The sequence below is a fragment of the Bradyrhizobium sp. 956_D2_N1_4 genome, assembly GCF_052076025.1.
Lineage (GTDB): Bacteria > Pseudomonadota > Alphaproteobacteria > Rhizobiales > Xanthobacteraceae > Bradyrhizobium > Bradyrhizobium barranii.
The window spans coordinates 6493502-6506391 of sequence record NZ_CP197237.1 but is presented as its reverse complement, the minus strand read 5'-3'; the positions used below and the strand labels follow the sequence as shown (position 1 = coordinate 6506391).

The window sequence follows — 12890 nt, the reverse complement described above, 5'->3', positions numbered from 1 at the left end:
TTCGCTGATGGGCCAGGAACGAACTGGTGTTGGCGCGGGACACAAAGAGAGCCCTCCTCGCGTAACGGGGAAGGGGCAAGTCTTGCGCTCAAGCCTTGTGTTTGATCTTCACTGTGTTGATGGTGCCAGTGAAGGCGTTTTCCCAAGGATCGTAGTCATCGCACACTGGGGAGTAGGCATCCATGCCGATGTCGGCGGTCTCACCGGCCAGCGACCACACCGCACCCTGCGTCTTATTGATGCGGCCTTCGCCGACTTTCCTGCCGTTGATCGACAGCACGCCGGTGCCGCCCTTGTGCAGGCCGCCGCCGTCATAGGTGAAATCATAGACCAGCGTGACCTTGCCTTCCGGTAGAGCCTCCTTGCCTTCGATGAAGTATTTCTCCCGCGCCAGCCAGTTGTAGGCGAGCTTGGGTCTTCCGTCCTTGACGTAAAGACTCCAGCCGCCGAACAGGCCACCCTGCGAGACCACGACGCCGTTGGCGCCGCCTTTGGGAATGACCAGGTCGGCTGTCACAACATAGGAACGGCTGAGCGTGTCGATGAAGACATTTTCAGCCATGCCGGTCATCCCGGCGTAGTAGGTCACCTCGGTACGGCCAGCCATAATGTCGGGCCGTCCGGCATTGGTCGCATTCAACCGTGCGAAGGAGCGGTCATCCATCGGATAAACGCCGAACTTGATCGCCTCCTGATGGAATAGATCCTGCAGTTCTTTCAGCTTCGCGGGATTTTGCGCGGCGAGGTCGGTGGCCTGTCTGAAGTCCACGGCCACATTATAAAGCTCCCATTTGTCCTTGGCGTAGTCATCGACGCGGGGGCTGCTCTCCCATGGCGCGCGGTGCATCACGCAGGCCATCCAGCCGTCCTTGTAGATGCTGCGATTGCCGCTGCACTCGTTGTACTGGACGGTGTGGCGATCCTTTGCCGCCGCATCGTCGAACGAGTAGATCATGCTGGTGCCGGCCATCGGAATTTGCTCGACGCCGTTGACTATCTTTGGCTCGGGGATGCCGACGGCTTCAAGGATGGTGGGGCCAACGTCGATCAGGTGGGTATATTGCCTGCGGATTTCCCCTTTCGATTTGATGCCGCCGGGCCAGCGAATGACCATGCCCTGATTCTGGCCGCCGCCCTGACAGGCATTGATGCACCAGGTTGCCGGCGTGGAGCCGGCCATTGCCCAGGCCACCGAATAGTTGGGGTAGGAGTTCGGTCCGCCATACTCGACCATTCGGGTCTTGAGATACGGGATGTCTTCGGGTGCGTCGTTGAGGTTGGACCATTCATTGAAGGTTCCGTTTAGACCACCGATCGCGGTGCCGCCATTGTCGCCGGCGATATAGATCACGATGGTGTTGTCGAGTTCGCCGAGATCCCCGATGGCATCGATCAAACGCCCGATCTCGCGGTCGGTATGCTCGGCATAGCCTGCATAGACTTCCATTTGCCGCGACAGCACCTTCTTCGCGTCGTCCGAAAGGGCGTCCCATTTTGGAATTTCAGGAGGGTTTTCAGCAATCTTGGTGCCCGGAGGCATCAGGCCCATCTTTATCTGACGCGCAAGAATTTCCCCGCGTAGCTTGTCCCACCCCTGATCAAATTTCCCCTTGTAGACATCGAGCCATTCTTTCGGCGGCGTGTGAGGCGGATGCGCGCCGCCCGTGGCGTAATACATAAAGAACGGACGATCCGGGGTCAGCGAGCGCGTACCACGTATCCAGCCTATCGCCTTGTCCGTGATATCGACGTTGAAATGATAGTTTGGGTCGCGCGGCACGCCGAGTTCGGTAGTGCCATCCACGAGGTAGGGCCGGAACAAGTTCTTCTCGCCGCCGATGAAGCCATAGAATTTTTCAAAGCCCTGTCGCGCTGGCCAGCGGTCGAACGGGCCGCTCATGCTGGTTTCCCACGGCGGCGTCTCGTGGCTTTTGCCGAACATCGACGTGCAATAGCCCCACTGTCGAAGAATTTCAGCGATAGGCGCAACGCTCTTTGGCCGCATGCCGGTGTCGCCGGGATATGAGGTCGCACCGTCAACTACAGCGGCTTGGCTATTTTGATGTTGATTGCGTCCGGTCAATAGCGCGGTGCGGCTCGGCGAACACAGACTGTTGACGTGAAAGTTCGTGTAGGTCAGCCCCTCCTTGGCGAGACGATCCATGGTCGGGAAGTTGATCGGTCCGCCGAAGGTCGATGGGTCCGCATAGGAAGTCTGGTCTTGAAGAATGACCAGGATGTTGGGGGCGCCCTTCGGCGGCCGGATCGAGACTGGCTTCGGCTGCGGCACTTTGCGCCAATCCGGCTCGGTGATGACAGGACGCGGCGGCTGCGGAAACGGCAGGATCTCGCCAAGCTTCGGCCCCGTCGATGCGGGTGCTGCTGCAGGTGCCGGTGCAGCCTGTTGCACTTGAGCGGTCGCTGGCGCCGTCGCCGCCAAAGCCGTCATCGCAGCGAGCGACGAACCACCCAACAAAAGGTCGCGTCGTTGCATGCCGTCATTGCCGCGCTTCTTTTTTTCGGATGCGTTTGAGGAGGATTCGTTCGGGGGACCGTCTTCTGGATGATCGCTCATAGCGTCCTCTCTTGTTCGACGATTGAACCAAACTTCCTGGATGTACCTCACGTTGATCTAGATCAATGGAAGACCGCTATGGGTCGAAATGCGAAGAACGCAGAGTGAGAAAAGTCAGTCCGCTCTACTCCACCAAGCGGACCTCAATGAAAGGTGTCGCCATTTCGCTGATGGGCCACAAGCTGACATCGCTGATGCTTTACTCAATCACTTCATCTGCGATGCCCGGCGTGGGCGGTATCGTTACCAACAGCGCCTTCGCGGTCTTGCGGAAATCAGCGCGCGAATTTGTAGTAAGCGAACGCCGCCGAAGTGACCGTAAGCAATGCCGAAGCAATCCAGATCGGCCCCAGCATAAAGATGGCTATCGCGCCCTGCCCACAGGCACCGCATGCAACCCAGAACAATATTGGAAAAAGACATAGCAGGATGACTACGGCAAATCCTGTACTGAGCCAAACGCCTCTCGCCCCCCATCGCGCACCCAAAAACCATGGCATGGCGGGAAAGCCGAAGGACAGAATAACCAGGAGGGTCATCAGATCGTCGAACATGATTGGCTCTTGGTCGTTAACACGAGGCAGATGGTTCAAGCCCATACGAAAACCGCGCGAGCCCTTGTCATCGCCGCTATCCTGACTCCGGGCGCATAAGTCGAATAACAGCCATTGACATTGCCGCTTGACGACCGCTTCGGGTCAAACGGCGAAAATGGCCGGAGTGCGTGCCTAGGTCCGCTTCACATCATCAAGCGAACGTCGCATCTGAGAGGACACGCCTGAAGCTACGTCCTCACTTCGACGGCAGCGCTGCTCCGTCAGCATTCTCCCGCACATGTATCACGGCGATGTCATCCGTATAGATCCGCTTCCAGCCCTTGAGCTGATCGAGGATTTGCGGGCCCGGCGCATCGGCGACCAATAGCGTCGCGTCGATCTTGTACTGGTCGAGCAGGCGCGGCAGCAGCTCGGGCTTCTTGCCTTCCGTCGCCTTGAAGAAGTCCATGACGAACTTTTCGCCATAGAGCTCGGCGCGGCCGTCGACGTAAACAGGGACGTCGCGCGAGATCAGATAGCCGCCGAACTGATAGGCGTTGAAGATGCGCTGCACCCTGAGTTTTTCGAGCAGGTCGACCGCCGCAACCGGCGTCTGCGCCATCGTGAACGTGAAGCGATGGTGTCCCATGTAGAGCGAGGTCGAGGTCCAGCTCGCGGCCAGGATCATGAGCGCACCGAGCGCGGTGACATAGCGGGCCGGCCAGCGGTCTGCGCCGGCGGCGTCTGCTGGCGGGCGCGGGAACATCTCGCCGAGCGGCTTTGCCAGCACCAGCGGCACCAGGAAGGCGAAGGCCTCGATATTCCTGACATGGGTCAGCGCGCTCCAGGTCAGGAACAGGATCAGGAAGATCCGCGGCGCCGACAGCACGAGGCCGCGATAATAGCCGAGCGCGATCAGGCCGAGCAGTGCGCCTTCGAACCCGGTGAAGGTGGCAAAGTTCGCCGGCATCCATTCGAAGATCAGTGTCAGCAATTCGCCAAGGCTGAGGATGTTGGTCGCGCCCATCAGCGTCCGCCAGCCGTAAGGCGTGCAGCAGGCAGCGATCAGCGCGCCGACGCCGAACAGCACCCAGCGCATGAACAGCTTCAGCCGCTGTCCCTTCTCGGCATGCTCGACCGCTTCGAGCGAGATCGGACCGATCAGTGCGAGGCCCAGCACGAAGCCGCCATGCAAATTCGCCCAGAGCGCCATCAGCGGCAGCCAATACCAGGACGGCGCGCTTCTGCGGTCGGCAGCCGCCATCAGCAGGCCGACCCACGCCACCATGACGGGCAGCGCCAGGATATGCGGACGCGCCAGCACGTGATGGATCGACAGCAGCAGCGCCAGCATTGCGAACAGCACCGCGCGCGGCGCCTCGATCTGCGCTTCGAGCAGATAGACGAAGACCGCGGCGGTGAGCGCCATCCCGGTCGCGGTGAGGATGACCGGACCTGCCCAGCTCCAATGCGCATAGGAGAATGCGAACAGCACCTGCGACAGCCACGACGTCGAGATCCAGGATTCCCCCGGGCGCGTGAAGGAATAGAAGTCGGTGTAGGGCAGGGCGCCGTGATCGAGGATCCATTGCCCAATCTTGATCTGCCAGAACGAGTCGGAGTCCTGAAGCAGCGTGTCGCCGACGAAGAGGAAGAACAGATAGGTGCCGGCACCGACGCAGAGCGGCAGCAGTGCGCGCGCGCGGCTCTGCACCGCAATGCTGTTGGCAAAGGAAAGGGACATGCCGCCTCGTCGTCCTGCTTGTTCTTGTCGGCCGGAGCATGATCCGGAAAAGTGTGTAGCGGTTTTCCGGGAAGATCATGCTCAAACAATAACCTGAAGCGCGATGAACGATTCATCTCGTCGTGCTTCAGGCCGAGCGGGCGGCATTGGACCATGCGCGGTCATAACTTCGGGTAAATCGCGCCTCCGCGGCATTTCCGCGGATAGCTACGATTTAACGGATTGTTTTCAATTCTCCTTTACCATCGTCGAATACGTGCAATCCGCTTCGTGTTTCCGCAGTCGAATTAACTGCGGCGCAATTCTTTGCCTCTAGGTTCGGTTCCATGGTCGGGCGGCGCTGGGAAGCCGAAAAGACCAGACCATTTGTAAGCCTCGTGTACTCTTTGGGAGCAGTCTATGAAGAACCTCGTTTCGCGTTTCGTGAAGGACGAATCCGGCGCCACCGCCATTGAATACGGCCTGATCGCTGCCGGCATCGCGCTCGCGATCATCACCGTCGTCAACAACCTCGGCAGCTCGCTGAACACCAAGTTCGGCTCGATCTCGTCCAGCCTCAAGTAAGACCGGACGATCTGAGAATTTTAAGAGCCCCGTCCCGGACGGGGCTCTTTTCTTTTGCGCAGTGGAGTGAGCCGGAGGCTGCTCGGCCTGCATGGTTCGCCCGGCGATGCAGAGCATCGTCCGGAGATGCCCGCTTTGGCAGGCTCGTCACCATGAGGGTCTGATATCTTGCCGCGAAACGCGACCTCATCCTGAGGGCCCGCCGTAGGCGGGCGTCTCGAAGGATGGGCCCGTAGGCAAGCTTCCCGGCACGTTCTTCTTCAAAGCCCTCCAGCCGGTGTCACCAGGCTTGGCGCTCCCGTCCGTCCGGCGTGACGTTCTACGCATTTGCATCTTGTCATTCACTTTGAATAGTTGTTCAGTCCTTGCGGGACGATTTGCATCTATTGCAGGGACGACGCGTTCGGCCGCGCGGGGCGTGCGGCTGGCGTGTGGGACAGGAAGCGCGCCATGGTTTATCGGCGAACGCATCAAGTGGTGAAGCGCCTTGCGGCCAGGCGCAGTGCGATCCTTGCTGCGGCGCGGGAAGCTGCGGCGGAAGGCGGGATGGCTGCGGTGCAGATCGCGCCGGTTGCTGTCCGGGCCAGTGTCGCGGCCGGAACGGTCTACCGCTACTTCCCGTCCAAGTCCGAGCTGATCTCCGAATTGATAGCCGAGGTGTCGCGCGACGAACTCGCGGCGATCCGCCGGGCGGCCGATGCCGCGCCCGGCCCATCATCGGCGCTGGCGGCGGCCGTCACCACCGTGGCGGTCCACACGCTGTCGCAGCGCAGGCTGGCCTGGGGCATTCTGGCTGAGCCGGTCGACGTCGATGTCAGCGCGTCCCGCCTGGCCAGCCGCCGCGAGATCGCCGGCGAGATCGCCGCACGGATCGACGCCGCCGTGCGAGCCGGCCATTTGCCGGCGCAGGATACCGCGCTCGCCGCCACCGCGCTGTTAGGGGCGCTGCATGAGGCTCTGGTCGGGCCGCTCGCGCCCGACAATCTCGACGATCCCGCCAGGATGCGCGATGCGGTGCAGACCGTGACGCTGCTGGCCCTGCGCGCCGTCGGCGTGATGGACGCCCGTGCCCGCGGTCTGGTGGTGCAGCAGACGCTGCTGCCGACCGCGAAAGCGCTGGTCGGAGCCTAGAGAGCATGGCGCGGCCGGGGCGGCGACCTGCTTCCGCTCAGGTCATTGCCCGAGCGCGCCTTTCCACAAAACCCGAGCACCTTCGCCGGTAACGCCGGCTACTGTGCATGGGGTTGTTTTCGACTTTTTTGTTTGCCGGCTCCAGCGGACTAGATATCCGCGCCGCCCTCGGGGCCGACCGAGGCGATGCGCACCATGTTGGTGGTGCCGGGAATGCCGAGCGGCACGCCGGCGACGATGATCACGCGCTGGCCGGCGCGGACAAAACCGTCGCGGAAGGCGATCTGGCCGGCGCGGCTCACCATGTCGTCCTGGTCGCGCGCGTCTTCCGCCACCACGCAATGCACGCCCCAGACCACCGCCAGCCGGCGTCCAGCCGCGATGTTGGGCGTGATCGCCACGATCGGCGGCTTCGGCCGCTCGCGCGCGACGCGCACCGCGGTCGAGCCCGAGCTGGTCCAGCAGATCAGCGCCGGCAGGTCGAGCGTCTCGGCGATCTGGCGGGCGGCGTCCGCGATGGCGTCGCCGGCGGTGGATTCCGGCGCGGGGCGCTGCGCGGTGAGCACGGAACGATAAATCGGGTCGCGCTCGACCTCTTCGCCGATGCGGTTCATGGTCGATACCGCTTCGACCGGGAATTTGCCGGCCGCCGATTCCGCCGACAGCATGATGGCGTCGGCGCCTTCATAGACGGCAGTGGCGACGTCCGAGACCTCGGCGCGGGTCGGCACTGGCGACTGAATCATCGATTCCAGCATCTGGGTCGCGATCACCACCGGCTTGCCGGCGCGGCGCGCCATGCGCGTCATCTGCTTCTGGAGGCTCGGCACGCGCTCCAGCGGCAGCTCGACGCCGAGATCGCCGCGCGCCACCATCAGCGCGTCGGAGGCCTCGATGATGTCGGCGAGGCGGTCGATCGCCTGCGGCTTCTCGATCTTGGCCATCACCGCGGCGCGGCCGCGGATCATCTTCTTGGCCTCGATCACGTCGTCGGCGCGCTGCACGAAGGACAGCGCGATCCAGTCGACGCCGGTCACCAGCGCGGCCTCGAGGTCAGCGCGGTCCTTCGGCGTCATCGCGGAGACCGGCAAATCGGTGTCGGGCAGGCTGACGCCCTTGCGGTCGGACATCCGGCCGCCGACCACGACACGCGTCACCGCGTGCTCTTTCGAGGTCTCCTCCGCGATCAGGCGCACCTTGCCGTCGTCGAGCAGCAGCGAATGGCCGGGCCTGAGTGCAGCCAGGATCTCCGGATGCGGGAGATTGACGCGCGTGGCATCGCCCGGCGTCTTGTCGGAATCGAGCGTGAAGATCTGGCCGTTCTGGAGCTGGACCGCGCCTTCCGCGAAGGCGCCGAGCCTGAGCTTCGGGCCCTGGAGATCGACCAGGATGCCGATCGGCCGGCCATAACTGCTCTCGACGTTGCGGATCGTCGCGACCAGCTCCCGCATCTTGTCATGCGGGGTGTGGCTCATGTTGATGCGGAACAGATCGGCGCCGGCCTCGAACAGGCGGCGGATCATCGCGAGGTCCGAAGAGGCAGGTCCCAGGGTCGCGAGAATCTTGATACGGCGAAGACGCCTCATGGCTTATTTCCAGACGGTGGCGAGGGAGCTGGCGGAAGGCCAGGCGCGGCGGGGGGCGTACCACCGGGCGGACTATTGGGCAAACCCGGAACGCCGCCACCCGGGCCGACAGGGCCCGGCAGGCCGGGCACGCGCTGCTGCTGTGACGGCTGCTCGTTGGCGTCGGTCAGCTGCACTGTCCAAGCCCGCTGCTCGCCGGTATCGACCTCGAAATAGCCGGTCCGGTCGTAGCCGCGCGCGAGGCAATCCTCGGTGCCGCGGATGGTGAATTCCTTGTCGCGCGAGCACATGAAGGCCTGGCCCGACCATTCGCCGCCGCGGTCGTAGTCGATCGCGTAGATGTAATAGTAGCGGGCGACCAGCGTTCCCCGCAGCAGGGTCTCGCAGGAGCGGGACGAGATGTTCCACCAGCCCTCGGTGGTCCAGCCCTCGGCGTCCTTGTAGCCGAGCGCAATGCCGACCCGGCTCGAGGTGTTGTTGCAAAGCCGGAAGTCGGCGGAGGCCGGGCTGGCCCACAGGCACAGCAGGCCACCCACCAGCACCGGGACCAACCTGGCGAGCAGGCGAAGGGGGGCGCGGGGAGATTCGGCGATCATTGTCGCGGAACGTATACCAGATGATTGACGATTTGGCGTAGGGCCGGGGAACCGGCCTTCGGGTTGGCTCTGGCGCCGTTTGCGCCGTGATATGGCAAAATCTGTGACAAGGGCCCACCTGATCCCGTAAGGGTGACCCCCATCGGGGGCAGAACCAATTCAGGCCGAAGGGATCCAGCCATGGCAATCGACGACAAAACCAGAACGGAGCTCGAGGCGGCCGCTTTCCGGCGCCTGGTCGATCATCTGAAGACGCGGACCGACGTCCAGAACATCGATCTGATGAATCTGGCCGGCTTCTGCCGCAACTGCCTGTCGAACTGGCTCAAGGACGCTGCCGACGCGCAGGGCGTGAGCTTAAGCAAGGACGAGAGCCGCGAGGCCGTCTACGGCATGCCCTACGAGACCTGGAAGTCGAAATACCAGGGCACGGCCGCGCCCGAGCAGCTCGAGGCGATGAAGAAGGTTCACCCCGGGCACTGAACGGCCTCGCCGGCAGTCCGGCGGTGAGTCGCACCACACAACTCTTTCTTGGCCTCGCCGCAGGAAGGTGTGGGCGCGCTGTGGACGAGCGCGATGCTTGCTTGAACGCGAGAGCCGCGAACCCTAAGGGTCAACCAGCACGCGCGGTGAGGATGCCGGCGTCACCTCGTTTTGCCAGTTCCATTGGGAGTACCAAGATGGCCACCTCCGCCGCCGTCCGCGACGACGAGCCCGCGACGAAATTTGCCAAGGACCAGCTCAAATCCATCATCGAGCGCATCGAGCGGCTGGAGGAAGAGAAGAAGGCGATCTCCGACGACATCCGCGACGTCTATGCCGAGAGCAAGGGCAATGGCTACGACGTCAAGGCGCTGCGCACCATCGTGCGTATGCGCAAGCAGGACCCGAACGAGCGCGCCGAGGCCGAGACGATCCTCGAGACCTATATGCAGGCGCTGGGAATGCTCTGAGGCGTCTTGCGCCTCAAGCACAGATGCCGTAGCCCGGATGGAGCGAAAGCGAAATCCGGGTTTTTGTAGCATGCACCGTATCCCCGGATTGGGCTCCGCTCCATCCGGGCCGGGCTACAAGTCTGGCGTTCGTAAACGGAGACCGTCGTGACTGCGCCGCCGCTGCCGCGCGAGGTGAGCCGTGCCTTCGGCGCTCTTCCGGCGCCGATCGGCAAGCGGTTGCTCCAAGTACGTGAGCTGATCTTCGCGACCGCTGCGGCACATCACGATGTCGGCAAGCTCACCGAAACGCTGAAATGGGGCGAGCCGGCTTACCTGACCGATGAGACCGGCAGCGGCAGCACGATCCGGCTCGGCCGCCTCAAGGACTCCGAGCACGCCGCCATTTTGTTCAACTGCAAGACGACGCTGGTCGATACGTTCCGCGGGCGCTTTCCCGATGAGTTCGAATATCGGCAGACCAGGGCTTTGCTGTTGCCCCTATCCGGCGCGCTGCCGAAGCAGGAGCTCACCGTCTGCCTCTCGCTGGCGTTGACGTATCATCTGGATCGGCGGGTCAGGAAAGCGAGATAGAAGCTGCAGGCTTCGACACTGTAGTCTTGGAAGTGGCGAGGACGCCATTGCGCCGGTCCGGCACGCAGCCTCGATCCGCAAGATTGTCGGTCTCGGTCTCAATTGCCGCGTCCGCGTTTGGCGTCTCGTCGGGCCTGCGCCCGCTTGTTGGCCTGCGAGACTCTTCCGATTTTTTCCGGTGGGAGTTTCTTGAGCCGGCGACGGCTTGGGATGGACCGCATGCCGTCATGCGAAGTTGGGGTCGTCTGCGGGCGAGAAAACTGACGCGCCCGACGGAGTGCTAACGCCCGTCGCGCCGCTTCCCCGAGCTCCCGTCGTGCTTCAAACTTTCGGATGCGCCTCAGCTCGTTCTTGACGCGCTTGATGGCGGCAGCGAAAACCGATTGGCGCCGGTTTGCATGCTCTGCCGTGCCGGAGAAACTCTTGCCGCGCGGGTCGGCTGTTCCCTTTGTTTCGCGGCGTCGATGCCGCGACAATGTACGCTCCCTGTCGCGCAGATCCCGAAGTCGGGCGCGAAGGCTCTCAAGTCCATCGCGCTCCATCTCTCCGACCACCGGATGGTGCGTACTCAATATGACTTCGCGCTCGTCGTGGTTCAGAAGGCTAAGCTCAGACTTGCATGGAACTGACATCGCATGCTCCTACTTCGCTGTGGCGACTTCCCTTGAGATGCGGCGCCGCTGCGGAAACGCGGAACACCAAGGCAAACGCAATCGCGTCCTCGGACTTTGTCATCGCGTCCGTTCTGGGCGCATTGCCACAATGCGCGTTTGGAATGCGTAGCGATACCGGGTGGATTACCCGTTGGAAGTGGGGGAATCTCCCTTAGTGCAGATGCGCACCAGGCCGGGACGACACTTGAGCGTGTGGCGCTGTCGTGCCCCAGGATTGCGCTGCGCTTCATCCCGGCTTGTGGGACTACCGAACGGCGTGAGGGGAAAGATCTCAGCGCAGCGCGGCGGTGCGCACCACGAACGACGTCGTCTCGAGCTTCGCGGTCGCGCTGCCCGTAAAGCTGTCGCAGGACAGGCCCTGCATCGGATCGTCGGCAAAGCCCATCGCGATCACGGCCTGCGGTTTGACGAAATAGCCGCGCAGGGCAACCGTATCCAGCTCGCCCATCAGCGTCACCGACATCGCACGGCTGGCGCTCGGCGACAGCATCACGATCTTGAGCCAGATGCTCTCGCCCCTGGCGGCGGAGAGGCGGGTCGCGGTTGCGATCCTGCCGTCGATGCTCTTGCCGACCACCGTGTTGATCTCGGTCGCGGGAGCAAGGCCGCGCGTCGCGGCAACGGGGCGGCCTCCACGCGGGATCGGCGCGGAGGCGGCGACGACGTTGGCCCGGTCGACCGGGGAGGCGGACGCCGGCGCATAGGCCAGCGCCTGATAGGCCGCGCTGGAGACGCTCGCGGTCGCTTGCGGCTCGGTGGCGGCGGCGAGCGCCTGGCGGGCCTTCAGCGCCGCCACTTGAGCTGGCGTCGCCTGCTGCGGGGTCGCAGGGGTATCCCAGAAGCCGCGGGCATTGATGATGTCGGCCGGGGTCTCGGGCTTGCCGGCTGCCGGCTTGTCAGCCGCGGGCGCGGGCTTCGGCTTGGGCGGTGCAACGAGCTGCGCATCGGCCGAAGCGAGCTGGATCGCAGCGGCGATCTGCGGCTTGGCGCGCGGTGTCGGCACCGGATCGGCCGGCTTGGCCGCGGCGGCAACCACGGTCGGCGCAACAGGCTTCGCGGCGGGGGCGGGCGCGCCCTCGTCATCCTCGTCGCTGCTCGTGGCGGCCGGAGCCGACTTGCTCTTGAACAGGGCGGCAAAGAAATTCGGCTTGCTGCCGGAATCGTCGCCAGTGCCGCGGCGCTCGATGTCGGCCTTGGCCAGCTCATAGCCCTTCAGCGGCGTGCCGTCGGTCGGAACGTGGACCGTGCGGCCATCCGGGAACACGCGGGCGAGCTGGTCATGCGTCATGCGCGGCCAGTGCCGGATGCTGCCGGTATCCAGATGGACGAAGGGCGAGCCAGAGGTCGGATAGAAGCCGACGCCGCCGCGCTGCAGGCGCAGGCCGGCGAAGCGGATCTGCTCCAGCGGCACGCCCGGAATGTGGAAGTCCATCGCATGCCCGAGCATGTGCTGACTGAAGCGCGCCACGCCCGAGGAGCGGCGGCGGAGCATCGCGTTGGTGGCGGGGGAACGGTAGGAGGAGATGATCTGGATCGGCTGCTTGCCGTCGACGTCGCGGTAGACTTCCCAGAGGATGTCGAAGAGGCGACGGTCCATGACCGTCTCGTCCTGGGTCCGCCAGTCGCGCAGGAAGTGGTTGAGCTGCTTCAGCGCGGCCTCGTCGAAGCGGCCATCGCGCTTGAAGGTAACGGTGAGGTCTTCGCCGGAATGGGTGTGGTGGAACGAGAGCGTCTTGGTCTCGTTCAGCGCGGCGGCGTCATGGACCGAGCCCGCGGCAGCAACCAGCAGTGCGGAAGCGAGGCCAATCCGGGATCCGGCCTTCACTCCCGCATGGGACAACGACAGCACTGCGAATTTGCGTGCGAAACCTGTCAGCACGAATGAGCCCACCCAGTCGACGAGCGTTCAAAATGGACTCTCCCGGCAACCCCGTTAGCGCGCGAAAGAGGATGAACGC

Annotated in this window: 11 protein-coding genes; 5 read left to right on the top strand and 6 right to left on the bottom strand. The window is 63.6% G+C overall.

The genetic code is table 11. The features are described from left to right. Positions 1-88 precede the first annotated feature (88 nt). The 3 genes from AB7535_RS30790 to AB7535_RS30780 all read right to left on the bottom strand — a co-directional run bounded on the left by AB7535_RS30790 (position 89) and on the right by AB7535_RS30780 (position 4855). Positions 89-2575 carry an arylsulfatase gene (locus AB7535_RS30790; protein WP_231143508.1) on the bottom strand — a complete coding sequence of 829 codons (2487 nt, stop codon included), beginning with the start codon at positions 2573-2575 and terminating at the stop codon, positions 89-91. A gap of 275 nt (positions 2576-2850) precedes the next feature. Then, positions 2851-3129: a hypothetical protein gene (locus tag AB7535_RS30785; protein WP_231143507.1), complete on the bottom strand. Its 279-nt coding sequence runs from the start codon at positions 3127-3129 to the stop codon at positions 2851-2853. A gap of 238 nt (positions 3130-3367) precedes the next feature. Then, positions 3368-4855 (bottom strand): hypothetical protein, encoded by a 1488-nt coding sequence (locus AB7535_RS30780; protein WP_231143506.1) that lies wholly within the window; start codon positions 4853-4855, stop codon positions 3368-3370. Between the two features lie 399 nt (positions 4856-5254). On the opposite strand from AB7535_RS30780, the gene AB7535_RS30775 reads away from it, so the two are divergent. Next, a complete protein-coding gene (locus tag AB7535_RS30775; protein ID WP_014492421.1) occupies positions 5255-5419 on the top strand; it encodes a Flp family type IVb pilin in 165 nt (54 codons plus the stop codon). Positions 5420-5869: 450 nt separating this feature from the next. Beyond that, positions 5870-6550, top strand: a complete 681-nt coding sequence (locus AB7535_RS30770) for a TetR/AcrR family transcriptional regulator (protein WP_071909750.1) — start codon at positions 5870-5872, stop codon at positions 6548-6550. A gap of 149 nt (positions 6551-6699) precedes the next feature. On the opposite strand, the gene pyk is transcribed toward AB7535_RS30770, so the two are convergent. Together pyk and AB7535_RS30760 are read right to left on the bottom strand one after the other, a co-directional pair. After that, positions 6700-8136 carry a pyruvate kinase gene (gene pyk / locus AB7535_RS30765; protein ID WP_063981106.1) on the bottom strand — a complete coding sequence of 479 codons (1437 nt, stop codon included), beginning with the start codon at positions 8134-8136 and terminating at the stop codon, positions 6700-6702. Next, positions 8133-8732: a DUF1036 domain-containing protein gene (locus AB7535_RS30760; protein WP_063981107.1), complete on the bottom strand. Its 600-nt coding sequence runs from the start codon at positions 8730-8732 to the stop codon at positions 8133-8135. The genes pyk and AB7535_RS30760 overlap by 4 nt, the downstream gene beginning before the upstream one ends. Before the next feature lie 180 nt (positions 8733-8912). Here AB7535_RS30760 and AB7535_RS30755 point away from each other — a divergent pair, with 180 nt between their 5' ends. The 3 genes from AB7535_RS30755 to AB7535_RS30745 all read left to right on the top strand — a co-directional run bounded on the left by AB7535_RS30755 (position 8913) and on the right by AB7535_RS30745 (position 10258). Next, a complete protein-coding gene (locus AB7535_RS30755) occupies positions 8913-9215 on the top strand; it encodes a DUF1244 domain-containing protein (RefSeq protein WP_063981108.1) in 303 nt (100 codons plus the stop codon). Between the two features lie 197 nt (positions 9216-9412). Further along, entirely contained in the window at positions 9413-9685 is a 273-nt protein-coding gene (locus tag AB7535_RS30750) for a DUF2312 domain-containing protein (RefSeq protein WP_014492426.1), read from the top strand. A 147-nt stretch (positions 9686-9832) separates the two neighbouring features. Beyond that, positions 9833-10258, top strand: coding sequence for a DUF1801 domain-containing protein (locus AB7535_RS30745; protein WP_231143505.1), 426 nt, complete (start codon positions 9833-9835; stop codon positions 10256-10258). A gap of 945 nt (positions 10259-11203) precedes the next feature. Here AB7535_RS30745 and AB7535_RS30740 read toward each other — a convergent pair. Then, positions 11204-12811 (bottom strand): DUF882 domain-containing protein, encoded by a 1608-nt coding sequence (locus tag AB7535_RS30740; protein ID WP_231143504.1) that lies wholly within the window; start codon positions 12809-12811, stop codon positions 11204-11206. Positions 12812-12890 lie beyond the last annotated feature (79 nt).